This is a genomic window from Tardiphaga alba, assembly GCF_018279705.1.
Classification (GTDB): domain Bacteria; phylum Pseudomonadota; class Alphaproteobacteria; order Rhizobiales; family Xanthobacteraceae; genus Tardiphaga; species Tardiphaga alba.
The window spans coordinates 4,933,804-4,958,675 of sequence record NZ_CP036498.1; the positions used below are offsets into that span (position 1 = coordinate 4,933,804).

The 24,872-nt window shown below is 62.0% G+C and carries 17 protein-coding genes and 3 pseudogenes; 8 read left to right on the top strand and 12 right to left on the bottom strand.

Annotated features, from left to right (window positions below; translation table 11 throughout):
• The first annotated feature begins 62 nt into the window (after nucleotides 1-62).
• Both RPMA_RS23665 and RPMA_RS23670 read left to right on the top strand, forming a co-directional pair.
• Nucleotides 63-1,445, top strand: coding sequence for a leucyl aminopeptidase family protein (locus tag RPMA_RS23665; protein ID WP_211910099.1), 1,383 nt, complete (start codon nucleotides 63-65; stop codon nucleotides 1,443-1,445).
• On the top strand, nucleotides 1,438-2,280 hold the full coding sequence (locus RPMA_RS23670) for a C40 family peptidase (RefSeq protein WP_211910100.1): 843 nt from the start codon (nucleotides 1,438-1,440) through the stop codon (nucleotides 2,278-2,280). Before RPMA_RS23665 ends, RPMA_RS23670 begins: the two co-directional genes overlap by 8 nt.
• On the opposite strand, the gene RPMA_RS23675 is transcribed toward RPMA_RS23670, so the two are convergent.
• The 9 genes from RPMA_RS23675 to RPMA_RS23715 all read right to left on the bottom strand — a co-directional run bounded on the left by RPMA_RS23675 (nucleotide 2,277) and on the right by RPMA_RS23715 (nucleotide 12,136).
• On the bottom strand, nucleotides 2,277-2,918 hold the full coding sequence (locus RPMA_RS23675; protein WP_211910101.1) for an NUDIX domain-containing protein: 642 nt from the start codon (nucleotides 2,916-2,918) through the stop codon (nucleotides 2,277-2,279). The two genes, RPMA_RS23670 and RPMA_RS23675, sit on opposite strands and share 4 nt — an antisense overlap.
• Nucleotides 2,915-4,552 (bottom strand): ABC transporter ATP-binding protein, encoded by a 1,638-nt coding sequence (locus tag RPMA_RS23680; protein WP_211910102.1) that lies wholly within the window; start codon nucleotides 4,550-4,552, stop codon nucleotides 2,915-2,917. Before RPMA_RS23680 ends, RPMA_RS23675 begins: the two co-directional genes overlap by 4 nt.
• The gene (locus RPMA_RS23685) at nucleotides 4,552-5,004 is read right to left on the bottom strand and encodes a type II toxin-antitoxin system VapC family toxin (protein ID WP_211910103.1); all 453 of its coding nucleotides are present in this window, start codon (nucleotides 5,002-5,004) and stop codon (nucleotides 4,552-4,554) included. Before RPMA_RS23685 ends, RPMA_RS23680 begins: the two co-directional genes overlap by 1 nt.
• Nucleotides 5,001-5,222, bottom strand: a complete 222-nt coding sequence (locus RPMA_RS23690; protein WP_249225374.1) for a hypothetical protein — start codon at nucleotides 5,220-5,222, stop codon at nucleotides 5,001-5,003. Before RPMA_RS23690 ends, RPMA_RS23685 begins: the two co-directional genes overlap by 4 nt.
• A 36-nt stretch (nucleotides 5,223-5,258) precedes the next feature.
• Entirely contained in the window at nucleotides 5,259-6,437 is a 1,179-nt protein-coding gene (locus RPMA_RS23695) for an ABC transporter permease (protein ID WP_211910105.1), read from the bottom strand.
• Complete coding sequence (locus RPMA_RS23700; protein ID WP_211910106.1) at nucleotides 6,437-7,546, bottom strand: microcin C ABC transporter permease YejB; 1,110 nt, start codon at nucleotides 7,544-7,546, stop codon at nucleotides 6,437-6,439. The genes RPMA_RS23695 and RPMA_RS23700 overlap by 1 nt, the downstream gene beginning before the upstream one ends.
• 1 nt (nucleotide 7,547) lies before the next feature.
• Nucleotides 7,548-9,434, bottom strand: a complete 1,887-nt coding sequence (locus RPMA_RS23705) for an extracellular solute-binding protein (RefSeq protein ID WP_211910107.1) — start codon at nucleotides 9,432-9,434, stop codon at nucleotides 7,548-7,550.
• 14 nt (nucleotides 9,435-9,448) lie between these two features.
• A complete protein-coding gene (locus tag RPMA_RS23710) occupies nucleotides 9,449-11,356 on the bottom strand; it encodes an extracellular solute-binding protein (protein ID WP_211910108.1) in 1,908 nt (635 codons plus the stop codon).
• A gap of 228 nt (nucleotides 11,357-11,584) precedes the next feature.
• Complete coding sequence (locus tag RPMA_RS23715; protein ID WP_211910109.1) at nucleotides 11,585-12,136, bottom strand: c-type cytochrome; 552 nt, start codon at nucleotides 12,134-12,136, stop codon at nucleotides 11,585-11,587.
• Between the two features lie 287 nt (nucleotides 12,137-12,423).
• Here RPMA_RS23715 and RPMA_RS23720 point away from each other — a divergent pair.
• Both RPMA_RS23720 and RPMA_RS23725 read left to right on the top strand, forming a co-directional pair.
• Nucleotides 12,424-13,124: pseudogene (locus tag RPMA_RS23720) on the top strand (3-deoxy-manno-octulosonate cytidylyltransferase).
• Nucleotides 13,125-13,145: 21 nt separating this feature from the next.
• Entirely contained in the window at nucleotides 13,146-14,006 is an 861-nt protein-coding gene (locus RPMA_RS23725; RefSeq protein WP_211910110.1) for a prephenate dehydratase, read from the top strand.
• 103 nt (nucleotides 14,007-14,109) lie between these two features.
• Here the strand turns inward: RPMA_RS23725 and RPMA_RS23730 are convergent, their stop codons facing one another.
• Both RPMA_RS23730 and RPMA_RS23735 read right to left on the bottom strand, forming a co-directional pair.
• Nucleotides 14,110-14,517 (bottom strand): YciI family protein, encoded by a 408-nt coding sequence (locus RPMA_RS23730; RefSeq protein WP_211910111.1) that lies wholly within the window; start codon nucleotides 14,515-14,517, stop codon nucleotides 14,110-14,112.
• Nucleotides 14,518-14,662: 145 nt separating this feature from the next.
• A pseudogene (locus RPMA_RS23735) lies at nucleotides 14,663-15,665 on the bottom strand (LLM class flavin-dependent oxidoreductase).
• 411 nt (nucleotides 15,666-16,076) lie between these two features.
• On the opposite strand from RPMA_RS23735, the gene metF reads away from it, so the two are divergent.
• The 4 genes and pseudogenes from metF (at nucleotide 16,077) to RPMA_RS23755 (ending at nucleotide 23,292) form a co-directional block, all read left to right on the top strand.
• Entirely contained in the window at nucleotides 16,077-16,973 is an 897-nt protein-coding gene (gene metF / locus RPMA_RS23740) for a methylenetetrahydrofolate reductase [NAD(P)H] (RefSeq protein WP_211910112.1), read from the top strand.
• A gap of 3 nt (nucleotides 16,974-16,976) precedes the next feature.
• Nucleotides 16,977-20,854 (top strand): annotated as a pseudogene (gene metH / locus RPMA_RS23745) (methionine synthase).
• Nucleotides 20,855-21,315: 461 nt separating this feature from the next.
• Nucleotides 21,316-21,531: a DUF6636 domain-containing protein gene (locus RPMA_RS28605; RefSeq protein WP_408056465.1), complete on the top strand. Its 216-nt coding sequence runs from the start codon at nucleotides 21,316-21,318 to the stop codon at nucleotides 21,529-21,531.
• Between the two features lie 69 nt (nucleotides 21,532-21,600).
• Nucleotides 21,601-23,292 carry a sulfatase-like hydrolase/transferase gene (locus tag RPMA_RS23755; RefSeq protein ID WP_211910115.1) on the top strand — a complete coding sequence of 564 codons (1,692 nt, stop codon included), beginning with the start codon at nucleotides 21,601-21,603 and terminating at the stop codon, nucleotides 23,290-23,292.
• Between the two features lie 36 nt (nucleotides 23,293-23,328).
• Here the strand turns inward: RPMA_RS23755 and glpK are convergent, their stop codons facing one another.
• Nucleotides 23,329-24,825 (bottom strand): glycerol kinase GlpK, encoded by a 1,497-nt coding sequence (gene glpK, locus RPMA_RS23760; RefSeq protein ID WP_211910116.1) that lies wholly within the window; start codon nucleotides 24,823-24,825, stop codon nucleotides 23,329-23,331.
• Nucleotides 24,826-24,872 lie beyond the last annotated feature (47 nt).

Genomic DNA, 24,872 nt, shown 5'->3' on the forward strand with positions numbered 1-24,872 from the left:
CCTAACCCGCGCCATCGATACTGCCGACCAGCCTGCCATCTTCACGCCTGTGAGACCTGCCGATGCATTCCGCCTTTGTCGTCGCCCCTACGACCGCCGTCACCCCCATCACCTTTGCAACCCGGACCACCTGGCCGGAACTCGCAGCGAAGCTCCCACCGATGGCACAGGCTTTCGCGACGGCCAACGGCCTCACCGCAAAGGCTGGCAGCTGGCTGGCCTTGCCAGATACCGATGGCGGAATTGCACAGGTCGTCTTCGGGCTGGAAGACGATACCGCCAAACATCGCGATCTGTTTCGGGCCGGCCAATTGCCGGGGCTTCTGCCGCCCGGCACCTACCGGTTTGCGAACGCGCCACATGACGCGCGGCTGGCCGTGCTCGCTTTCGCGCTGGGCAGCTATCGGTTCGGCCGCTATCGCAAGAATGAAACGCCGGATGTGCGGCTGGTGCCGCCGGACGGCATCGATATCGCCGAGATCAGCCGCATGGCCGAGGCCGCGACGCTGGCACGCGACCTGATCAATACGCCGTCGAACGATATGGGGCCGGAAGAACTGGCGCAGGCTGCGAAAGATCTCGCGGCACGTTTCGGCGCGGATTTCAGCTGCATCGTCGGCGACGACCTCGTGCAGCAGAACTTTCCGCTGATCCACGCCGTCGGCATGGCCTCGAGCCGGGCGCCGCGATTGATCGATTTTTCCTGGGGTGATCCATCGCATGCCAAAGTGACACTGGTCGGCAAAGGCGTGTGCTTCGACACCGGCGGTCTCGACCTGAAACCATCATCGGGCATGCTGATCATGAAGAAGGACATGGGCGGCGCCGCCAACGTCCTCGCACTGGCGCTGATGATCATGGATGCCAAGCTTAAAGTGCGGCTGCGCGTGCTGATCCCCGCGGTGGAGAATGCGGTCGCCGGCAATGCCTTTCGCCCGCTCGACATCTTCAAATCGCGCAAAGGGCCGACGGTGGAGATCGGCAATACCGATGCGGAAGGTCGCCTCGTGCTTGCTGACGCGCTGGCACTTGCAGATGAGGACAAGCCTGACCTGCTGGTCGATCTCGGCACGTTGACAGGTGCAGCACGCGTCGCATTGGGGCCGGAACTGCCGCCATTCTACACCAATGACGAAGACCTCGCGCTGGATGTCGCGCGCTGCGCCAAGGAGCAGAACGATCCGCTGTGGCGGCTTCCGCTATGGGCGCCTTACGATGCCTGGCTCGATTCGAAGGTCGCCAATATCAACAACGCACCATCGGGCGGATTCGCCGGCTCCATTACTTGTGCGCTGTTCCTGCAGCGCTTTGTCGAGGAGGCAAAGAGCTGGCTGCATGTCGACATCTATGGCTGGACGCCATCGGCCAAGCCGGCGCGCCCCGAAGGCGGCGAATGCCAGGCTGCCCGCGCCATCTATGCTTTGCTGAGCCAGCGCTATGGATAAGCGCCTCACCCCTGCCCGGCCCGACGTGGCTGCAAAATATCTCGAAGGCAAGGTCGAGGCGGATCGCTTCGTCGCCGGCGAGGAATTTGAAATCAGCGATGGCGTCACGTCGGTGCGGCGCGATCCGTTCGGCGGCGCCATGCTGGATACACAGGCGCTGCGCGGTGAACGCGTGACGATCTATGACCGCAATGAGGAAGGCTGGGCCTGGGGCCAGCTCAATGGCGACGGCTATGTCGGCTGGCTATCCGATCTCGCGCTCTATCCGCCGGGCCCGACACCGACACATAAGGTGACGGCGCTTCGTACCTTCCTGTTTCCCGGCCCGTCCATCAAACTGCCGCCGATCGACACGCTGCCACTCGGTGCACGCATCGCCGCAACGAACATAACCGATGCATTCCTTGTGACGCATTCCGGTCACTATATCCCACGGCAGCATGTCGCTGAGCTCGGCGTGACCGAACCCGACTTCGTGGCCGTCGCCGAACGTTTTGTCGGCACGCCCTATCTCTGGGGCGGCAAGAGCAGCCTGGGGATTGACTGCTCCGGCCTCGTCCAGGTCGCATTGACAGCAGCCGGGATCGGTGCGCCCCGCGACAGCGACATGCAGGAAAGCGGCCTTGGCCGCACACTGTCGGAAGCGGAGCAGCGGCAGCTGAAGCGTGGCGACCTGATCTTCTGGAAGGGGCATGTGGCCATCGTGCGTGACGGCAACACCATGGTGCATGCCAACGCCCATCACATGGCGACGGCTATCGAAAACACCCAAGATGCCATCGCACGGATCAAGGCAGCTGGGAGCGATGTCACCAGCATCAAGCGGCTGGATTAGCCCGCGCGGTCATACCAGTCCTGCAGATGTCCCCGATGCAACGCCAGCCATTGCAGCGCGCTGACCATCAGGCCGTTGAACACCTGACCTTGATCGAGACCCGCGATGGCCTCGTCGATGGAGACGACGAAGGGCCGCGTGTCCTCGTGCTCGTCAGCAAGACCGCCACGGAGCGGGACTTGGCTGCTATCGATGAAGCCGAGAAAGAACGTGACGTGCTCGTCGGTGATCCCCGGCGTCGTCAGAACACGATAGAGCGCGATCAATCGCTCAGGCGTCACACCGATCTCTTCCCGACATTCGCGCGCAGCGGCGCCCATCGCGCTTTCATCGCCGTCGATACGGCCAGCCACGATCTCCACCATGTCGCCCTGGCCGGTGGCCAGATGGGCCGGCAAACGGAACTGACGCAGCAACACGATCGTCCCGCGCGCCAGATCGACTGGCAACACGGCCGCAACAGGTTTTGCGCGCAGCACGTCGCGTCGCTGTCGCAGCGTCTCGTCGCCGCGAATGATTGCAACGTCATAGCGCTCGTAAGGCAAATAGCCCTGGGCGATCGTCACCGGCGGCGAGACCGCGACGTCGATGGCCTGATCGGCGATCTCGGCCGGCTTCATCCCGTGCGCATCGCTCATGGGGCCGCTACGTCGCCGGGCGTCGTCTCGATGCGGAAAGCTGCGGCGAACAATGCGCGCGTGTAATCCGACTTCGGATTTTTGAACAGCTCGGCAGCCGGGCCTTCCTCGACCACCTTGCCGTGACGCATCACGATCAGATGGCTGGCCAGCGACGCGACGACGCGAAGGTCATGCGAGATGAACATGTAAGTCAGATCGCGCTTGCGCTGCAATTCGCGCAGGAGATCGACCATCTGAGCCTGGAACAGCATGTCCAGCGCACTGGTCGGCTCGTCCAGCACCACGAAGCTCGGCTCCAGCACCACGGCGCGGGCGATCGAGATACGCTGACGCTGACCACCGGAGAACTCGTGCGGATAGCGGAAGCGCATTTCGGGATCGAGGCCTACCTCCTGCAGCGCTTTGACCACGCGGGCTTCGCGCGCGTCCTCGGAAAGCGAGGGTTGATGCACACTCAAACCCTCGGCAATGATATCGCCGACCGACATGCGCGGCGACAGCGCGCCGAAGGGATCCTGGAAGACGATCTGCATATCGCGACGGATCGGGCGCATGTCCTTGAACTGCAGCCCCTGAATGTCCTTGCCGAGAAACACGATCGGTCCCTGCGACGAGATCAGGCGCAGCAGCGCGAGGCCAAGCGTGGTTTTGCCGGAACCGGATTCGCCGACCACGCCAAGCGTCTCGCCTTCGCGCACCTTGACGCTGACGCCATCGACCGCTTTTACGTGGCCGACCGTCTTGCGCAGAAGGCCACGCTTGATCGGAAACCAGACTTTGAGATCATCGGCGGACATTACCACGGGCGCATCCGGCCGCGGCGGCGCAGGATCAGGCTTCGGCTCGGCGGCGAGCAAAGCCTTGGTGTAGGCATGCTGGGGCGCCGTAAAGACCTGCTCGACCGGGCCCTGCTCGACAATCTCGCCATTCTTCATGACGCAGACCCGTTCAGCGATGCGGCGGACAATGCCGAGATCGTGGGTGATGAACAGAAGACTCATGCCAAGCCGCTGACGAATGTCCGCAAGCAATGCGAGAATTTGCGCCTGAACGGTGACATCAAGCGCTGTCGTCGGCTCATCGGCGATGAGCAGGTCCGGCTCATTCGCCAGTGCCATGGCGATCATGACGCGCTGGCGCTGGCCGCCCGAGAGCTGATGCGGATAGCTGGCAAGCCGGGTTTCCGGATCGGGAATGCCGACCTGGGTCAGCAATTCGATCACCCGCGTCCGCGCCTTGCTGCCACGCAATCCGTTGTGGAGCTGCAGGATCTCGCCGATCTGCGCACCGATGGTATGCAGCGGATTGAGCGAGGTCATCGGCTCCTGGAAGATGATCGAGATATCGTTGCCGCGGATATCCCGAATGTCGTTTTCCGACATGCCGAGCAACTCATGCCCCTTGAAGCGAATGGCTCCCGACGGATGCGAGGCCATCGGATAGGGCAACAGCTTCAAAATCGACAGCGCGCTCACGGATTTGCCGGAGCCGGACTCTCCGACCAGCGCGACGCATTCGCCGCGCTTGATGTCGAACGAGACCTTGTTTACGGCAACCGACGCCTTGCCGCCTTGGTGAAAGGCAACCGACAGATCGCGGACGTCGAGAAGGGGCTGATTGATGGCGTCCATCAGGAGAACTCTTTGATCAAGGCGTGGAGGCTGTGCGGATCAGTATCGATCAATTTGAGGCCGGTTGGGATTCTCATGCGACGATCTGCCGACAAGAGGATTGAACATCCATATTGCAGCGCTGTAACGGCGTGAATCGCATCCGCAAGCTTGGTAGCTCCCATCACTCGCCGGTATGCGGCGGTCTCTATAAGAATGTCGCGATTGACCGGGCAAAGTTCGATCGCGCCACTCTCTACGATGAGATCCAGATAATCGCGTCGCTGTAGCCGATCAGCCTTAGCGAGAATTTCCGCCAATGTGAGTTCGCTTGTGATCGCGAGCCCCGGCTTGCGAGCGAACAGCTCAAGCAATTCTGCAAGAGCGTCCGCAAGATCGCCGTTGCCCTCGACAGCATAAATAAAGACGTTCGAATCGACGTAGATCCGGGCTGTGAAGCCAGATCCGGTCATTCGGATTCGTCCCTCTGACGCCGCCACTCGGCGTCGATCTCTTCTTTGCTTTTGAATGGAGGTCGACGGCGGGCGAAAATCTCGGCTATGGTCGGCCGCGCCCCGCGTAGTCCATTCCCTTCTTCGATCGTCACCGTGACGACGGACGACTCGACGCCTTCCCGGAGATCTTCAGGAAGTTTTGAGACCGGATAGTTTTCCTTAATGATCTTGTTCATCGAAACCTCCATCCGCAGGCAGATTTTATCACAACCTCACCTGAACGTCTTGCGCGGATCGAAGGCGTCGCGGACGGCTTCGCCGATAAAAATAAGCAGCGACAGCATGATCGCCACCGCGAAGAAACCGGTGAAGCCGAGCCACGGCGCCTGCACATTGGCCTTGCCCTGCGACAGCAACTCACCCAGCGACGGCGAGCCGGGCGGCAGACCGAAGCCGAGGAAATCCAGCGCCGTCAGCGTCATCACCGACGAAGAGACGATGAAGGGCAGGAACGTCATGGTGGCCACCATCGCGTTCGGCAGGAGATGCCGAACCATGATGCTGCGATTGGAAACGCCAAGCGCACGCGCTGCGGTGACATACTCGAAATTTCGCCCGCGCAAAAACTCTGCACGCACGAGACCGACCAGCGAGACCCATGAGAACAGCAAGAGGATGCCGAGCAGAACAAAGAAGCCAGGCACCAGCACCGCCGACAGGATGAGCAGAAGATAGAGCGACGGGATCGAACTCCAGATCTCGATGAAACGCTGGAAGGCGAGATCGACCCAGCCGCCGAAATAGCCCTGCACGCCGCCGGCGGCGATGCCGATGATCGACGACAGGATCGTCAGCGTGAGACCGAACAGCACCGAGATACGGAATCCATAGATCAGGCGCGCGACCACATCACGCCCCTGATCGTCGGTGCCGAGCCAGTTATATTCGAGATCCCGACAGCCCTTCAGGCCCTTCTTCTCGACCACCGGCTTGCACTGTTCCTCGGTGAGCATCCATGTCGGCTTCGACGGTGCAGGCGTTGGAAGATCGAGGTTGTGCGTGTCGTAGGAATAACGGATCGGCGGCCAGTAGATGCTGCCGTTCTTCTCGGCGATCAGCTTTTGCAGGAACGGATCGCGATAGTCCGCCGCCGTTTCGAAATCGCCCCCGAAGGTGGTTTCCGAATAGGTCACGACCGCGGGGAAATACAGTTTGCCGTCGAACTTGATCAGGAACGGTCGATCGTTCGCAATCAGTTCGGCAAACAGTGACACGACGAACAGGATCGAGAAGATCCAGAGCGACCAGTAGCCGCGCTTGTTCGCCTTGAAATTCTGCCAGCGGCGTTTGTTGAGCGGCGACAGGCCGAGCGGCCGGCGCGAGGGCGGCACGGCTTCGCCAAGCGGCGTTTGCGTGGTGGCTTCGACGGGCATCGGTGCTGACACAGCCATCAGACGTCCCTCGCCTCGAAGTCGATCCGCGGATCGACCCACATATAAGCGAGATCCGAGATCAACCCCACGATCAGCCCCATCAGCGAAAAGATGAACAACGTGCCGAACACCACCGGATAGTCGCGGTTCAGCACACTCTCGAAGCCGAGCAGACCGAGGCCGTCGAGCGAAAAGATGGTTTCGATCAAGAGCGCGCCGGAGAAGAATGCGCCGATGAAGGCGCCGGGGAAGCCGGCGATCACGATCAGCATGGCATTGCGGAACACATGGCCGTAAAGCACCTGACGCTCATTGCAGCCTTTCGCCCGCGCAGTCATCACATATTGCTTGCGGATCTCGTCCAGGAACGAGTTCTTGGTGAGCAACGTCGTCGTCGCAAAAGCGCTCAGCGCCATGGCGAGCAATGGCAGTGTGATGTGCCAGAAGTAATCGATGATCTTCCAGTACCACGGAAACTGGCTCCAGCCGTCCGAGGTGAGCCCGCGCAGCGGGAAGATGCTCCAGAACGAGCCGCCGGCAAAAAGGATGATCAGCAGGATCGCGAACAGAAATCCGGGGATCGCGAAACCGATGATGATGATCGCCGATGTCCAGGTATCAAATTTGGATCCGTCCCGCACCGCCTTGCGGATTCCCAGCGGAATCGAAATGAGATAGCTCAGCAGCATCATCCAGATGCCCAATGACATCGAGACCGGCAGCTTTTCCTTGATCAGTTGCACCACGGATGTGTCGCGGAAATAGCTCTTGCCGAAATCGAACCGGATGTAGTTCCAGACCATCAGCAGAAAGCGCTCGGGCGCCGGCTTGTCGAAGCCGAACTGCTTTTCCAGATTCTTGATGAAGTCTGGATCGAGCCCCTGCGCGCCGCGATATTTCGAATTGACGGCATCGGCCGCGCCGCCCGGCTGGGCGCGATTGCCGAAATCGCCGCCCGATGACGAACCGGACACCCGCGAGGCACCGGTGTCGGCGCCACTCAGTTGCGCAATGACGCGCTCGACAGGACCGCCGGGCGCAAACTGCACCACGACGAAAGACACCAGCAGGATTCCCAGCAATGTGGGAAACATCAGCAGCACGCGGCGTGCGATATATGCGGTCATGCTATTTTGCCTGCTCGGTCGCAGCGTTGCTGGCCATGGCCCACCACAGTTCGGGGGCGCCGGCGCCAGTATATTTCGGCAGATCGGCGGGGTGGCCGAACACGTCCCAATAGGCCAATCGATGCTTGTTCGAATACCATTGCGGCACCCAGTAGCGACCGGCGCGAATGACGCGATCGAGAGCCCGCGCAGCGAAGACCAGCTTCGGCCGCGTATCTGCGGCAATCACCGTCTCGACCAGCGCATCGATCACCGGATCGGACATTCCGGAGAGATTCTTCGAGCCTTTTGTCGCTGCCGATTGCGACGTGAAGAATGGGCGCAAGGAATCGCCAGGCACCGTCGAGAAGCCGAAGCGCTCCATCGTGATGTCGAAGTCGAAATCATTGCGGCGCGCCTGGGACTGGACGGGATCGACGAGGCGCGGCGTGGCCTCGATGCCGAGGGTGCCGAGATTCTTGATGAACGGTGCGTGATGGGCCTGCAGAGCCGGCTCGTCATAGAGAAATTCGATCCGGAACGGCTCGCCTTGCGCCGTCATCCGCTTGCCGTCCTTCATCACGCAGCCGGCATCGCTGAGAAGCTGGATAGCACGACGCAACAGCGAGCGATCCTGCCCCGATCCGTCGGAGACCGGCGGAACATAGGGATTGCCGAACACTTCCGCCGGCACCTTGCTACGGAACGGTTCGAGCAATGCCAGCTCTTCCGGCGACGGCGGACCACTCGCCATCAGGTCCGAATTCTGGAATGGCGATACCGTGCGCACATAGGCGCCATACATGATGGTCTTGTTGGTCCACTCGAAGTCGAACGCATTGCCGAGTGCCTCGCGCACGCGCGGGTCCTGAAACTTGGCGCGGCGCGTGTTCAGGAACCAGCCCTGCGCTCCGGACGGCGTATCGTCCGGCAAGGTCTCCTGCTTGACGCGACCGTCCTTGATGGCCGGAAAATCGTAGCGCGTATTCCAGATGCGCGACGTGAACTCTTCACGGTAGAGATAGTTGCGGCCGGTAAAACCTTCGAAGGCAACGTCACGGTCGCGATAGAAATCGAAGCGCACCGTATCGAAATTGTTGCTGCCGCGGTTCACCGGCAGATCGGTGCCCCACCAATCCTTGACGCGATCGAACTCGATGAAGCGGCCGGGCTCGAAGCGACCGACCTTGTATGGTCCGCTGCCCAGCGGGATGTCGAGGGACGATTCATCGAAGGCACGCTTGTCGTAATAGGCCTGCGAGAAGATCGGCATCGCCGCAACGAATAGCGGCACGTCACGCCCGCGCTTCTCAGCAAAGGTGACGACGAGCGTGGCGTCATCGACCGCTTCGGCTTTGACGACATCGCGCATCTGGGTGACGATGATCGGATGCCCTTTGGTCTTCAGTGTCGTCAGCGACCAAGCGGCATCTTTGGCCGTAAGCTTGCTGCCGTCATGGAAGCGCGCTTCGGGCCGGATGGTGAAACGGTAGATCAGCCCATCGGCCGAAATGCGGACCGACTTTGCGGCCAGTCCATACATCGCATCGGGCTCGTCGCCGGCGCGGGCCATCAGGGTCGTGAAGGTCATCCCCATGCCCTGTGCACCATCTCCTTTGAGGATGAAGGCGTTCAGCGAATTGAAAGTCTGGAATGACTGATTGAACGCGCGCGTTGACGGCACCGTCGAGAACGTGCCGCCCTTCGGCGCCTTGACGTTCACATAGTCGAAGTTCGGAAAATCTGCGGGGTATTTCAGATCACCGAACGCCGACATGCCATGCGCATCGACATCGGCGGGCTTCGTCTCGCTCTGCGCCAGAGCGGGACTGAACTGCGACGCGGCGATGGCGCCGAGGCCAAGACCAACGCCAAGACCGAGCACGTGCCGACGATCGAGTTGCGCCATGCGCGATTGCCGGCTCAAGAGCGGCCGCCCGTCTTGGCAGCCTTCTCGGCGTCCCACCACCAGATGGAGGGGAAGCCGGACTGGCCATATTTCGGTGGCTCGGGCGGACGGCCGAAACGATCCCACCGCGCTGTGCGGACCTTGTTATAGGTCCATTGCGGGACGACGTAATTGTGCCAGAGTAGCACGCGGTCGAGCGCCTTGGTGGCGGCAACGAGATCGTCGCGGTCCTTGGTGAAGATCACGCGGTCGATCAGTTTGTCGATCGCCGGATTCTTGATGCCGATGAGATTGCGGGAGCCGGCCTGATCAGCAGCCTGAGAGCCCCAATATTCGCGCTGCTCATTGCCGGGCGACAGCGATTCCGGCCATGACGACACCACGATGTCGAAATCCCAGCTGCGCAGCCGGTTCTCGTATTGCGTGGCGTCGATGGTGCGGACGGAGACATTGATGCCGAGACGCTCGAGCGACGGCTTGAAGAACAGCATCACGCGCTCGAAACTCGGATCCTCGCCGAGCAGTTCGATCTCGAACGGAGCGCCCGTCTTGGCATCGACGAGCTTGCGCTCGCGGATTTCGTAGCCGGCCTCTTTCAGCAGCTGCATCGCCTCGCGCAGATTGCTGCGCACATTCTCCGCACTGCCGCCGACCGGATTCGTATAGGTCTTGGTGAAGATCTCCGGCGGCACATCGGCGCGCACGGTTTCAAGGATCTCCAGCTCCTTGCCTTGCGGCAAGCCGCTCGAAGCGAGTTCCGTGCCTTCGAAATAACTCGCGATCCGCTTGTATTGACCGAAGAAGATCTGCTTGTTCATTTCCTCGAAATCAAAGGCGAAGTTCAGCGCGCGACGCACGCGCGCATCCTTGAACTTGTCGCGACGGAGATTCATCGCGAAGGCCTGCATGATCCCGGAGGAGCGATTGGTGAATTCCTCGAGGATCACGCGCTTTTCGGCGACCGCCGGGAAATCATAGGCCGTCGCCCAGTTCTTGGCGCTGTTCTCGGTGCGCCAATCGACCTGATCGCCCTTGAACGCTTCGAGCGCGACGGTGCCATCGCGGAAATATTCGTAGCGGATCTCATCGAAATTGTTCCGGCCGACATTCACGGCGAGCTTGGCGCCCCAATGATCCCTGACGCGCTCGACGACCACATTGCGGCCTGCCGAAAAATCCTTGATGCGATATCCCGCGCTGCCAAGCGGCAATTCCAGCGTGGTGCTGCCGATATCGCGCTTCTGGCCGGACGCGTTGGTGCCCTCCCACCAGTGCTTGGGCAGAACCGTGAGCTGGCCGACAATCTGTGGCAATTCGCGATTGCCGGGTCCATCAAAGGTGAATTTGACCTCGCGATCGCCGACCTTCTCGGCCTTCACGACGTGACGATAATAGGCCGAATATTGCGGCGAGTATTTCTTGAAGGAGTCGAGCGAGAAGATGACGTCTTCAGGCGTCACCGGCTTGCCGTCGTGCCACTTCGCCTCGGCACGCAGGCGATAGCTCACCCAGGAATAATCCTCGGGATGGCTGACGGCTTCGGCCAGCAAACCATACTCGGTCGAGACCTCATCCAGCGACGCCGTGGTCAGCGATTCATAGATCAGCCCGACGGCGCCGGCGATGTTGCCCTTCACGCCGGCCACCGCGATGTTGAAATTGTCGAACGTGCCGAGTGCGATCTGGCGCACGGTGCCACCCTTCGGGGCGTCCGGATTGACGTAATCGAAGCGCTTGAAGCCTGCCGGATACTTGATCTCGCCGAACAGCGACAGCGCGTGACGCCATTCGGCGCTGCCGGCCGCGGCGGCAGGTTGCGCCTGGGCCGCCTCGCTCAGCGGGAGACTACCGATCCCCCCGAGCACCGGCGTGAGAGCAGCAAATGCGGTGGTCTTCAGAAGGCGGCGTCGGGAGATCGTCAATGTGCTGAATCCTGTGAACCGAAGCAGTCGAGTAGAACCGCGATATAAGGCGAGGGTTCGACCGATTATGCCGGCTTTTCCGCAAGATACCACCCGACGCCTTGCTTGCATCCTAACGCGTTGCGGCCAAACGTCCCGCTTAAGCTTTGGTAATGCGCAAACGACAACGGCCGGGCTGCTGGCCCGGCCGTAGGGATGCGTGAATGTGACGAAATCGCGTTGTGCGGCTTACTTGGCCGCCGTCGGCAGCGGGACCGGCGTGTCGGCCAGCGTTGCCAGATAGGCGATCAGGTCGGCGCGCTCGCTGTCCTTGGAAATGCCGGCGAAGCCCATCGCGGTGCCGGGCACGGCGGCCTTCGGGCTGGCGATGAACTTGTTGAGCTCCTCAAAGCCCCAGTTGCCGCCCTTGGCCTTCATGGCGGCGGAGAAGTTGAAGCCGTTGCGGCCCTGGCCGACGTGATCATTGATGACGCCATAAAGGTTCGGACCGACGCGGTTCGGGCCGCCCTTTTCGAAGGTGTGGCACGAGGCGCACTTCTTCGCCGCGGTCGCGCCCTTTTCGACGGACGCCGTCTGCAGTAGCTTCTCGATCGGTTCGGAGGGCGCAGCAGCAGCCTTGGTGCCGCCGGCAGCCGCATCTTCCTTCACGGCAATATCGTAGCCGGGCTTTTCCAGATGCTTCGGTGCGAACACGGCCTGGGCGGTAAAGTTCGTCGCCATCAGGACGAGGCACGTGCCGAGAATGGCACCCATGATCTTATTGAGTTCGAAAGAGTCCATATTCCGTAAGCCCCACGCCCGTTTCAGGTCATTGGAAAGCCGCTCCCACGGCCTCGACGCGCCCATGAATCACGTCTGCAGGCCTGTTTAGAGCCTGTCCAATCGAGATAACGGTTTGCCCTAGTTCTGGCAACCCGTATAAACGCCGCGCTCCAGGGTTTGCCCTTGATCTGCATCATGGTTTTCCCCGCCCGACAGACGGAATTCGAGCCGATTTTGCCGAACTTAACTGACCAAGCCCTGAAGCCATGACCGATCCCCGTACCCTCGTGCTCATTCCCGCCCGGATGGCCGCAACCCGCCTGCCCGGCAAGCCGCTGCTGGATATCGGGGCCTACCGATGATCGTGCATGTCGCCCGGCGTGCCAGCGAAGCCGATATCGGCCGGGTGGCCGTGGCCACCGACACCGCCGAGATCGCCGATGCGGTGACCGCCCATGGCTTCGAGGCGGTGATGACCTCGCCGGACCATCCGTCGGGCTCGGACCGGATTTTCGAGGCGCTGGGCAGACTGGATCCGGCCGGCACGGTCCAGACCATCGTCAATGTCCAGGGCGATCTGCCGACCATTCCGCCTGGCGACATTGCCGCCGCCGTCCGGGTTCTGGACGATCCAAAGGTCGATATCGCCACCCTGGCAGCCGAAATCCGCAAGGATGAAGAGCACACCAACCCCAATGTGGTGAAGCTGATCGGCTCGCCGGCTGGCCTGAACCGCCTGCGCGCGCTCTACTTTACCCGGGCGACAGCGCCCTATGGTGACGGCCCGCGCTATCATCACATCGGGCTCTACGCCTATCGCCGCGCTGCACTCGAGAGCTTCGTCAAACTAGCCCCCTCGACGCTGGAGCAGCGCGAAAAGCTTGAACAGCTGCGCGCACTGGAAGCCGGCATGCGGATCGACGGCGCCATCGTGGACTCCGTCCCGCTCGGCGTAGATACCCCGCACGACCTCGAAACTGCCCGCCATCTGCTGGCAAAAACCTGATCGACTGATACAAGGCCCGCCATGACAATCCCGATGAAGATCGCCTTTCAGGGCGAGCCAGGCGCCAATTCCCATAATGCGATCGCCGAGGCGTTTCCGCAGGCCGAGCCGCTCCCCTGCGCCACTTTCGAGGATGCGCTGGCGGCGATCTCATCCGGTGAGGCCGATCTCGGCATGATCCCAATCGAGAACTCGATCGCCGGCCGCGTCGCCGACATCCACCATCTTCTGCCGGCATCCGGCCTGCACATCATCGGCGAGTGGTTCATCCCGATCCATCACCAGCTGATGGCGCCGCGCGGCGCGAAAATCGAGGATCTCAAGACCATCGAGAGCCATGTTCACGCGCTCGGCCAGTGCCGTCGCCTGATCCGCAAGCTCGGCGTCCGCTCCATCGTCGCCGCCGACACCGCCGGCTCGGCCCGCATCGTTGCCGAGCGCGGCGACAAGAGCTGCGGCTCACTGGCGCCGCGCCTCGCCGCCGAGATCTATGGCCTGGATATCCTGGCCGAGGACGTCGAGGACGAGAGCCACAACACCACGCGCTTCGTCATCCTGTCGAAGGATGCCAAGTGGGCCCCGCAAGGCAAGGAGCCGCTGGTCACCAGTTTTGTATTTCGGGTGCGCAACATTCCCGCCGCGCTCTACAAAGCGCTCGGCGGCTTTGCGACCAATGGCGTCAACATGACCAAGCTGGAAAGCTACATGGTCGATGGCGAGTTCTTCGCCACGCAGTTCTATGCGGATGTCGATGGCCATCCGGATGACCGCAATCTGGCTTTCGCGCTGGAAGAGCTGAAATTCTTCTCGCGCGAATTCAGGATCGTGGGCGTCTATCCCGCCCATCCGTTCCGCCAGACATTTGGCGAGCAGCAGGGCTGAGCTCTATCGTTCCTGCTCCGTCATGGCCGGGCTTGTCCCGGCCATCCACGACTCACTCTGGTAAAGACGTGGATGCCCGGCACAAGGCCGGGCATGACGAGCTTCAAGACGCGCCTCTGACGTAGTCCGATAGAGCATGCGTCGCCTCTTTCGGCGAGCCGGGCAGAAACAGCTGCACCGGCCGAATCTCATACGCCGCCGACGGGTTCACTTTCCGTAAATCGCGCGCGACGGCGATCACCTCATCCCGCGTTTCGCAATCCACGACATAGAAGCCGAGCAGCTGCTCCTTGGTCTCGGCGAATGGACCGTCGATCACCACGCCCGCGCCGGGCCCGCGCAAGGTAAACGCGCCCTTGGTGCCGCCAAGCCGCGCAGCCGGGCCCATCTGGCCATCGGCGGTGAGCCGCTCGTGGATCTCGTGAAGATTGGCCATCACGGTCGTATCCTGATCGGCGGTCCAGGACACGACGACATCTTCGACGTGATAGGCCAGAAGTGCATAGAGCATGGGTGTTCCCTTGATTTTGGTGGCGCCGCCTCCAGGACGTTTGCGGCAGGCGGATTCCGACATGCATTTGTAGGATGGGTAGAGCGCAGCGAAACCCATCACCACCGGCGCGAGAGGTGATGGGTTTCGCTACGCTCTACCCATCCTACGATCCGAGCGCCTCTTTCAGCAGCGTATATGACTGCTTCCGCGTCTCATGATCATACATCGCCGTGACCAACCATCAGTTCGTCCGGCTGGCATTGCGAGATCAAGGGCTGCAGCTTCTCCCGCACCGTTGCCGGGCTGCCCGCGAACAGCCGCGAGCGGTTGCGCGCCATCTTCATCCTCTCGGCATCGCTAAACGGATAGGCCAGCGCTTCCTCGACACTCGGCAGCGGCGCATATTCGCCGCGGTCGCGGCGCAGGCGGTTGAGATCGAACGGAGCCGCCAATCGCTCGGCTTCTTCATCCGTCTCGGCGCAGATCACCGCCACTGCAAGAATCGCCTGCGGCGCCTGCAGCCAGGTCGAGCTCTTGAAGCGCGCCCGGTAATGCACCATCGCGTCCGCCGCATCGTGGGACGCAAAATGATGGGCGAAGGCAAAGCCCATTCCGACCTGGGCTGCGAGATCGGACGAGAAATCGCTGGAGCCGAGCAGCCAGATCGGCGGCAGCGGCACGTCGTTCGGCATGGCGACGACATTGTTATAGGGATGGTTGTCTGGGAAGCGCCGCGTCTCCCACAGCAGCAATTCGCTCAGCCGTTCGAGGAAATCATCGCCCTCGCGGCCGGCCATCCGGTTGCGCAGCGCATAGGCCGTGGCGCCATCGGTGCCGGGCGCACGGCCGAGGCCGAGATCGATGCGGCCTGGAAACAGCGCCTCCAGCATCTTGAAGCGCTCGGCCACCATCAACGGCGCATGATTCGGCAGCATCACGCCGCCGGAGCCGACGCGGATCCGCGACGTCGCCGCAGCGATCTGACCGATCATGATTTCAGGCGCGGGACTGGCGACAGATGCGAGATTGTGATGCTCGGCCAGCCAGTAGCGGACATAGCCAAGGCCATCCGCATGTTTGGCAAGGTCGATGCTGTTGCGCAGCGCCTTTGAAGGCGGCGTACCGGTGGTGACGACCGACAGGTCGAGAACGGAAAGCGGGATCATACCGGCAGGCTAATGCGTCCGGACGGGACGGCAAGCGTGGTGGATCCAAAGGGAGAATTGAGGCAATCGTATCGGCGAAATGGGCCATATTTGAAGACGATAAATTTATCTAGCAACCTGCCCACAACCAGAGCAAGCGAGACACCCGATTCTGAAGCGATTTTGTTATAACAATTTCAATATCCTAAATAAGAATCACTACAGGCGAAGCTGCATTTTCCGCCTGCCCATTCATCTTCATCTCTTCATGCCATTCCAGCCATCAGGCGACGTAATGGGCCATTTCCCACCCTACATCTCTTCCCAATGGGCTATTTTTGCCCGGCACATCAGTCTATTTTGTGCAGTGCAGCCAAACAGCTAGCCACGACCCAACAACCGGTGCCGCCTGATGCGGCGGTGGAGTTCGAGATGACCGAGACGACCCCGGCCACCCCCAACCTTCCCAACATCTCCTTCGAGTTCTTCCCGCCGAAGACCGAGGAGATGGACCGCACCTTGTGGGACACCATCGAGCGACTGGCCCCCCTCTCCCCATCCTTCGTCTCGGTAACCTATGGCGCCGGCGGCTCCACCCGCGAGCGAACCCACGCCACCATCGTCCGCCTGCTGAAGGAAACCAACCTGACGCCGGCCGCGCATCTGACCTGCGTGGGAGCGCCGAAAAGCGAAATCGACGATGTCGTGTCCCGCTATCACGAGGCCGGCGTGCGCCACATCGTGGCCCTGCGCGGCGACCCGACCACGGGCATCGGCACCCCCTATGTCGCGCATGAGGACGGCTACCAAACCTGCGCCGATCTCGTCGCCTCGATCCGTAAGCGCTATTCCGATATCGACGTCACCGTCTCCGCCTATCCCGAAAAGCATCCGGAAAGCGCCGATTTCTCCGCTGACATCGACACCCTGAAAGCCAAGGTGGACGCCGGCGCGACGCGCGCCATCACCCAGGTGTTCTTCGATAACGATCTGTACTTCCGCTACCTCGACAAGGTGCGCGCGCGCGGCATCGACATCCCGGTGCTGCCCGGCATCATGCCGATGCATAATTTCAAGCAGGCGCGCAATTTCGTCACCCGCGCCGGCACCACCGTGCCGGACTGGCTGGCCGAAAAATTCGACGGCCTCGATGACGATGCCGAGACCCGCAAGCTGGTCGCCGCCACCGTGGCCGCCGGCCAGGTGCAGAAGCTCGCCAAGGCCGGCGTCAACGACTTCCATTTCTACACCATGAACCGCGCCGATCTGGTCTTCGCGATCAGTCATTTGCTGGGTTTCCGCCCCAACGGCGCGCGCAAGGCAGCCTAAATCATGTCAGTGCAAATTTCTCCGAAGCGTACCGCCCTTCTCAAGGCCGCCTCCGAGCGTATCCTGGTGCTCGACGGCGCCATGGGCACCGTGATCCAGGGCCTGATGTTCGATGAAGCCGCATTCCGCAGCGACCGGTTCAAGGACTTTCACCGCGACGTCAAAGGCAACAATGACCTCCTGATCCTGACCCAGCCGCAGGCCATCGAAGACATTCACGCAGACTATCTGCGTGCCGGTGCCGACATCGTCGCCACCAACACCTTCTCCTCGACCTCGATCGCGCAGGCCGACTACGACATGGCCGATCTCGCTTACGAGATGAGCCGTGACGGTGCGCGCCTGGCCAAGAACGCCGCCATCAAGGTGGAAGCCGAGGACGGCCGCCCGCGCTTCGTCGCCGGCGCCATCGGCCCGACCAACCGCACTGCCTCGATCTCGCCGGATGTCGCCAATCCCGGCTATCGCGCCGTGACCTTCGACGACCTGCGCATCGCCTATAGCGAGCAGATCAACGGCCTGCTCGACGGCGGCGCCGACCTGCTGCTGGTCGAAACCATTTTCGACACGCTGAACGCCAAGGCGGCGCTCTATGCCATCGCGGAAATCTGCGAGGCTCGCGGCATCGACGTGCCGATCATGATCTCCGGTACCATCACCGACAAATCCGGCCGCCTGCTTTCAGGCCAGATGCCGGAAGCGTTCTGGAATTCGGTGAAGCACGCCAAGCCCACCACCATCGGCTTCAACTGCGCGCTGGGCGCGGAAGACCTGCGCGCGCATATCGCCGACATCGGCCGCGTCGCCGACACGCTGGTCTGCGCCTATCCGAATGCCGGTCTGCCCAATGAATTCGGCCAGTACGACGAAACGCCGGAATATATGGCGCGCCTCGTCGGCGAGTTCGCGTCCAGCGGCCTCGTCAACATCGTCGGCGGCTGCTGCGGCACCACGCCAGCGCATATTGCCGCCATCGCCAAGGCCGTCGCCCCGCACAAGCCGCGCGCCGTCCCTGAGATCGCGCCGCTGCTGCGCCTGTCCGGCCTCGAGCCGTTCGAACTCGCCGCGTCCATTCCGTTCGTCAATGTGGGGAGCGCACCAATGTCACCGGCTCCGCAAAATTCCGCCGCCTGATCACCGAAGGCGACTACGCCGCGGCGCTGCAGGTGGCGCGCGATCAGGTCGAGAACGGCGCGCAGGTCATCGACGTCAATATGGACGAAGGCCTTCTGGATTCAGAAAAGGCGATGGTCGAGTTCCTCAACCTCGTCGCCTCCGAGCCGGATATTGCCCGCGTCCCCGTGATGGTGGACTCGTCAAAATTCAACGTGATCGAGGCCGGCCTGAAATGCGTTCAAGGCAAGCCGATCGTCAATTCGATCTCCATGAAAGAAGGCGTCGAGAAGTTCATTCACGAGGCCAAGATTGCGCAGCGCCATGGTGCCGCGGTCGTCGTCATGGCCTTCGACGAGGTCGGCCAGGCCGACACCTATGAGCGCAAGATCGAGATCTGCAAGCGCGCTTACGACATTCTCGTCGATCAGCTCGACTTCCCGCCGGAAGACATCATCTTCGATCCCAATGTGTTCGCCATCGCGACCGGCCTGGAAGAGCACAACAATTACGGCGTCGATTTCATCGAAGCGACGCGCTGGATCCGCCAGAACCTGCCGCATGCGCATATTTCCGGCGGCGTTTCCAATCTCTCCTTCTCGTTCCGCGGCAACGAACCGGTGCGCGAGGCGATGCATTCGGTGTTCCTGTATCACGCCATCAAGGCCGGCATGGATATGGGCATCGTCAATGCCGGGCAGATGATCGTCTATGACGACATCGATCCGGAATTGCGCCAGGTCTGCGAGGACACGATCCTCAATCGTGATCCCGGCGCCGGTGAACGGCTGCTCGAACTCGCGGAGAAATTCCGCGGCCAGACCAAGCAGGCCAAGGAACAGGACCTCTCCTGGCGCGAATGGCCGGTGGAGAAGCGGCTCAGCCATGCGCTCGTCCACGGCATTACGCAATATATCGACGAGGACACCGAAGCTGCCCGCCTCACCGTCGCGCGGCCGCTGCATGTCATCGAGGGTCCGCTGATGGACGGCATGAATGTCGTCGGCGACCTCTTCGGCGACGGCAAGATGTTTTTGCCGCAGGTGGTGAAGTCCGCCCGCGTGATGAAGCAGGCGGTGGCTTACCTGATGCCGTTTATGGAGCAGGAGAAAGCCGACAATCTCGCCAAGGGTATCGGTACCGAAGGCGGACGCTCGTCCGCCGGCAAGATCGTGCTCGCGACTGTGAAGGGCGACGTGCACGACATCGGCAAGAACATCGTCGGCATCGTGCTCCAGTGCAACAATTTCGAGGTCGTCGATCTCGGCGTCATGGTGCCGGCCTCGAAGATCATCGAGACGGCGAAGGCTGAAGGCGCCGATATCATCGGGCTGTCGGGCCTGATCACGCCGTCGCTGGATGAGATGACCTTCCTCGCCGGCGAGATGGAGCGGCAGGGCCTGCAGATGCCACTTCTGATCGGCGGCGCGACCACGAGCCGCGTGCATACGGCGGTGAAGATCGATCCGAACTATCGTGCGGGCGCCGTCGTGCATGTGAACGATGCCAGCCGCGCGGTCGGTGTCGCGTCGTCGCTGCTGTCGCCGGAGAAGCGCGAGGCCTATGCGGCCGATGTGCGCGCCGACTATGCCAAGATTTCTGCAGCGCATTTCAAGGCGCAGCAGGACAAGAAGCGTCTTTCGCTGACGACTGCGCGGGCCAATGCGCATGTGGCTGATTTCAGCAAGACCGTGCGCAAGCCGACCTTCCTGGGCATCAGGACGTTCAGCGATTACTCGCTGGAAGAACTCGCCCGCTATATCGACTGGACGCCGTTCTTCCAGACCTGGGAGCTGGCCGGACGTTTCCCGGGCATTCTCACCGACAGTGTCGTCGGCGAAGTCGCGACCTCGCTCTATGCCGATGCGCAGAAGATGCTGAAGCAGATCGTGGACGAGAAGTGGTTCACCGCCAAGGCGACCGTCGGCTTCTGGCCGGCAAACGCCGTGGGCGACGACATTCGCGTCTATGCCGATGACGACCGGGCCAAGGAGATCGCGACGCTGCACACGCTGCGCCAGCAGCTGGTGAAGCGCGAAGGCCGCTTCAATGCCGCGCTGTCGGATTTTATCGCGCCGAAGGACACCGGCGTGGCCGATTACATCGGCGCCTTCGTCGTCACCGCCGGCATTGGTGAGGACGTGATCGCCGATCGCTTCAAGAACGCCAATGACGACTATTCGTCGATCCTGTGCAAGGCGCTGGCCGATCGTCTCGCCGAAGCCTTTGCCGAGCGCATGCATGAGCGCGTCCGCAAGGAATTCTGGGCCTACGCACCGGACGAGGATGTCTCCGTCGACGACCTGATCCTCGAAAAGTATCAGGGCATTCGTCCGGCACCCGGCTATCCCGCGCAGCCCGATCACACCGAGAAGGCAACACTGTTCCGGCTGCTCGATGCGGAGAACACCGCGGGCGTGTCGCTCACCGAGAGCTATGCCATGTGGCCGGGCTCGTCGGTGTCGGGTCTCTATTTCAGCCATCCCGAAAGCTATTATTTCGGTGTCGGCAAGATCGAACGCGATCAGGCGGAAGACTATGCGGCGCGCAAGGGCATGGATGTGGCCGAGGTCGAGCGCTGGCTGGCGCCGATCCTGAACTACATTCCGGGCGCTGCAGCCGCCGCGCAGGAAAAGGCCGTCGCGGATAAACTGGCGTCGCAAGCGCCGGCCAATGACGAGGCGCCTGCCGATCTCGCATCCCATCCGCCTGGATGCAATTGCGCGGTACATCTGATGTATCGTGGCAAGGCGGTCGGCGCGAAGTAGGCGCCGTCTTATCCCTCCCCCAAGCGGCGCAGCCGCGCAGCGGGGAGGGTGGATCGAACGCGCAGCGTTCGAGACGGGTGGGGTCTATCCCTCCCGCTCCGATGTCGTGTTGGGAAAGACCCCACCCGGCCTATCGGCCACCCTCCCCATTCGCTGCGCTCCGGGGAGGGAAACCATAAGCTTCAGCGCGCCTGCGGTCATAGGCTTGTGAAGCGGGACAGACTAGACTGGGCAAGCAATGCCCTGTTCCGAAAGTCTCGCTTCATGAAATCACCGCTCCTCGCCGCTGCGCTTGTCATGGCTCCGCTGCCTGTCCTCGCGCAGACCTCGCCCACCGGCTTCCTGTCGCCATCGAAAAACATCGCTTGCCAGTATTTCCCGGACGGCAAGAACAGCGTCATCCGCTGCGACATCATGCAGGCCACCGTGAGCGTGCCGAAGCCGAGGGATTGCGAACTCGAATGGGCCGGGCCTTCGAGATCGGCGTCGGCAGCAAGAGCGGCATCCGCATCTGCCATGGCGACACCATCATGGACCCCAAACTGCGTGTGTTGAATTACGACGCGACGTTCCAGCACGGTGGCTTCACCTGCAAATCGGAACCATCCGGCGTAACCTGCTTTAATGCCGGCCGGCATGGGTTCTCGATTGCGCGCGGCCGGCAGGAGGTGTTCTAGCCCGGCCGGCATTCCGGGGACGGGCCAGCACTGCTGGCGGCTGTTCTTACCTGTCACAATAGTGTAGCAATGGCTGCACCATCGTTGACGGGCCGCTTCATCCGCATGATCCTGATCCCGATCCTGGCGACGACCATCGCGGTCATCTGGTTTGCCGAGCGCAGCATCGCGCAGCTCGGTCTTGCGCTGGCCGCCTATGGCGTCTTCACGACGTTGCTGCTGATCGTTACGGCGGATATCGAACGCGCGCTTCTTCTCGCATCGCTGTTGGTGATCGCCACCACTCTGGCGTCGCTGGTCAAATACAGCCATAGCGGGCTCAAGCTGATCGTGACGGACCTGCCGCTGCTGTTCGCGGGGACGACACCGTTCTTCTTCACACAATATCCGCTTGCCGTTGCAGGCGTTGCGGCGGGCACTGTTGTTCTGTTTGCGGCTGCAACAGCTACGGTTCTCGGCATCGACGGCGAGGCTCTTCCGCTGGCCGCCCGGCTCACGCTGCTCTGCGCCGCATCGATTTGCCTGATGGTTGCCTGGGCGGCCGGCGGAGGCAATGCGCCATTCCAGCTGATAGCAGCGGAGCGCCGCTGTTTTTTCTCCGCATTCATCGCGTCGCTGCTCGATGCGCGCTCATGGGTGAAATTCGGTGGACTGGATTTCAGCGATATCGCGCATGAGCCGCTGCCCCTGATGGATGCCGTGCCGGGGCGCATCGCCGACTTTCCGGACATAATCGTCATCCAGCACGAATCCATTTTCGATCCGCGCCTTTATGGCTTACCCGTCGATCCCGCTATTGACGCCTTCCTCTCGCCACCAGACGGCTGGCACGGTCGCCTCAATGTCGATATTTTTGGTGGCGGGTCCTGGCAATCGGAATTCAGTGTGCTGACCGGACTATCCAGTGCCAGCTTCGGTTCAAGCGCCTACTACCTGTTCAAGCGCGGCGTCGGCCGCTTCCGCAACAGCCTGCCCGACGCGCTCACGGCACTCGGTTACAAAACCGCATTGGCGTCCAGCTGCCGGCGCAGCTTCCTGAATTACGATCAGTTTTATGCCGCCGTCGGCATGAGCGAACGGATTTTCACTGACGATCTTCCGCCACCATTCGATCTCGCGCGTTTCGAGACCACGCATTCCGATGCGCAGTTCTTGCCGGCGGCCATCGCCACTCATATGGCGGGAATCTCCGATGGAGCCGCGCCACGCTTTCTCTATGCGCTGACCAACTTCAACCATGGTCCGCACAACCGGCGGCTCACCTCGCCCGGCCAGTCTGACGATGCGCGCGCTTTCGCCCATGCGAGCCTGGCCGTTCCGCACTATGCCGAATATTACGCGCGGCTCGAGGAAACCGCAGCGACCTGGAAGCAAGTGCGGCATGAGCTTTCAGCCCATCAGCGCCCGACGCTGATCGTTCACTACGGCGACCATCAGCCTGTGATGATCAGACGGATCGAGGCGAAGCTGAAATTGCCGCCTGATCCCCGGCGCCAATTCCGGACTTTCTATGCTGTCGAAGCCCTGAATTTCGAACCCGGCCGCTTCCGCGCAGGGCGCGGCGCAGATCTCGATATCGCTTTTCTTGGCACCGTCGCCTTGCAACTGGCAGGCCTGCCGCTCGACCGCATCTTCGCGACCCGTGCGAGCCTAATCGACCAATGCGGCGATGGCTATTTCGCTTCCGTCTCGGAACGCAAACGTCGCTTTCACCGGACCCTTGTCGACCTCGGGGCGATCAATCTCGCTGAGCCATCGTGATCGAAATGCGCGTTGCATGCGCGCAATGTCGGGAGATCACTGCCCCGGGTCGCTCGCCAGCACGCCCTTCACCGCCTGCGCCCAACCCTTCAGTTTTCGCGATCGTGTCGCTTCGCTCATGGCCGGCTTGAAGCGGCGTTCGAGACGCCAGTTGTCCGCAAATTTCGTGGGCTCGGGAAAGACGCCGGCCTTCAGCCCGGCGAGATAGGCAGCGCCGAGCGCCGTCGTCTCCTGGATCATCGGGCGATCCACGGGCGCATCGAGCAGATCCGCGAGGCGCTGCATGGTCCAGTCCGACGCAGTCATGCCGCCATCGACACGCAGCACAACGGTCGCCGCGCTGACATCCGGCCAGTCGGCGCGCATCGCCGCATAGAGATCGCGGGTCTGGTAGCAGACGCTTTCCAGCGCGGCATGCGCAAGTTCGGCAGGGCCGGTGTTGCGCGTGAGGCCGAACAGCGCGCCGCGCACATCAGGATTCCAGTATGGCGCACCGAGACCGACAAAGGCCGGGACCAGATAGACCGATTGCGAGGAGTCGTTCTTGTCCGCGAGCGGGCCGCTCTCGGCCGCATTCTTGATGATGCCGAGACCATCGCGCAGCCATTGCACCGCCGATCCCGCCACGAAGATCGAGCCTTCCAGTGCATAGGTGCGCACGCCGTTCAACTGATAGGCCACGGTGGTGAGCAGCTTGTGCTTCGAGACCACCGGCGTGGTGCCGGTGTTGAGCAATGCGAAGCAGCCGGTGCCGTAAGTGGACTTGATCATGCCCGGCGCAAAACACGCCTGCCCGATGGTCGCCGCCTGCTGGTCGCCGGCGATGCCGCCGATGATGATGCTGCCACCGAACAGCGACGTGCTGCCAAAATCCGACGACGAATCCTGCACCTTCGGCAGCATCGCCCGCGGCACGCGCAGCAGCTTCAGCAGCTCGTCATCCCATGCCCCGGTGTGGATGTTGAACAGCAGCGTGCGCGACGCATTGGTGGCGTCGGTGGCATGCACCTGCCCGCCGGTAAGACGCCACAGGAGATAGCAATCCACGGTGCCGAACATCAGTTCGCCGCGCTCGGCACGGGCGCGTGCACCCGGCACGTGATCGAGAATCCAGGCAACCTTGGTGCCGGAAAAATACGGATCGATGATCAGGCCGGTGCGCTCGGTGATGAACGGCTCCTGGCCGTCCGCTTTCATCTTCGCGCAAATCTCCGCGGTGCGACGATCCTGCCAGACGATGGCGCGGTGAACCGCCTGGCCGGTGACGCGGTCCCACACCACCACGGTCTCGCGCTGATTGGTGATGCCGATGGCGGCGATGTCCTTTGCGCTGACCTTGGCCTTGGCCATGGCATCGCGGCAGACCGACAATGTCGACGACCAGATATCTTCCGGCTCATGCTCGACCCAGCCCGAGGCCGGAAAATGCTGCGGGAATTCCTGCTGCGCGATGGCCGCGATCGAGAGGTCCGCGGCAAAAATCATCGCGCGCGACGAGGTGGTGCCCTGATCGATGGCCATCACGAATGACATGGAGGTTTCTTCCCGGATCGTTGCTTATGCGTGCAGGCAACCGGATC

Bases quoted from the DNA above. Each gene is read 5' to 3' on its own strand.
- RPMA_RS23755 (WP_211910115.1), top strand. From the start codon at position 21,601: ATGGCTGCACCATCGTTGACGGGCCGCTTCATCCGCATGATCCTGATC.
- RPMA_RS23680 (WP_211910102.1), bottom strand. From the start codon at position 4,552: ATGGACGCCATCAATCAGCCCCTTCTCGACGTCCGCGATCTGTCGGTT.
- RPMA_RS23665 (WP_211910099.1), top strand. From the start codon at position 63: ATGCATTCCGCCTTTGTCGTCGCCCCTACGACCGCCGTCACCCCCATC.
- RPMA_RS23730 (WP_211910111.1), bottom strand. From the start codon at position 14,517: ATGCTCTATGCACTTCTGGCCTATCACGTCGAAGATGTCGTCGTGTCC.
- RPMA_RS23670 (WP_211910100.1), top strand. From the start codon at position 1,438: ATGGATAAGCGCCTCACCCCTGCCCGGCCCGACGTGGCTGCAAAATAT.
- RPMA_RS23695 (WP_211910105.1), bottom strand. From the start codon at position 6,437: ATGGCTGTGTCAGCACCGATGCCCGTCGAAGCCACCACGCAAACGCCG.
- RPMA_RS23690 (WP_249225374.1), bottom strand. From the start codon at position 5,222: ATGAACAAGATCATTAAGGAAAACTATCCGGTCTCAAAACTTCCTGAA.
- RPMA_RS23705 (WP_211910107.1), bottom strand. From the start codon at position 9,434: ATGGCGCAACTCGATCGTCGGCACGTGCTCGGTCTTGGCGTTGGTCTT.
- metF (WP_211910112.1), top strand. From the start codon at position 16,077: ATGACCGAGACGACCCCGGCCACCCCCAACCTTCCCAACATCTCCTTC.
- RPMA_RS23725 (WP_211910110.1), top strand. From the start codon at position 13,146: ATGACAATCCCGATGAAGATCGCCTTTCAGGGCGAGCCAGGCGCCAAT.
- RPMA_RS23675 (WP_211910101.1), bottom strand. From the start codon at position 2,918: ATGAGCGATGCGCACGGGATGAAGCCGGCCGAGATCGCCGATCAGGCC.
- RPMA_RS23685 (WP_211910103.1), bottom strand. From the start codon at position 5,004: ATGACCGGATCTGGCTTCACAGCCCGGATCTACGTCGATTCGAACGTC.
- RPMA_RS23715 (WP_211910109.1), bottom strand. From the start codon at position 12,136: ATGGACTCTTTCGAACTCAATAAGATCATGGGTGCCATTCTCGGCACG.
- RPMA_RS28605 (WP_408056465.1), top strand. From the start codon at position 21,316: ATGGGCCGGGCCTTCGAGATCGGCGTCGGCAGCAAGAGCGGCATCCGC.
- RPMA_RS23700 (WP_211910106.1), bottom strand. From the start codon at position 7,546: ATGACCGCATATATCGCACGCCGCGTGCTGCTGATGTTTCCCACATTG.
- glpK (WP_211910116.1), bottom strand. From the start codon at position 24,825: ATGTCATTCGTGATGGCCATCGATCAGGGCACCACCTCGTCGCGCGCG.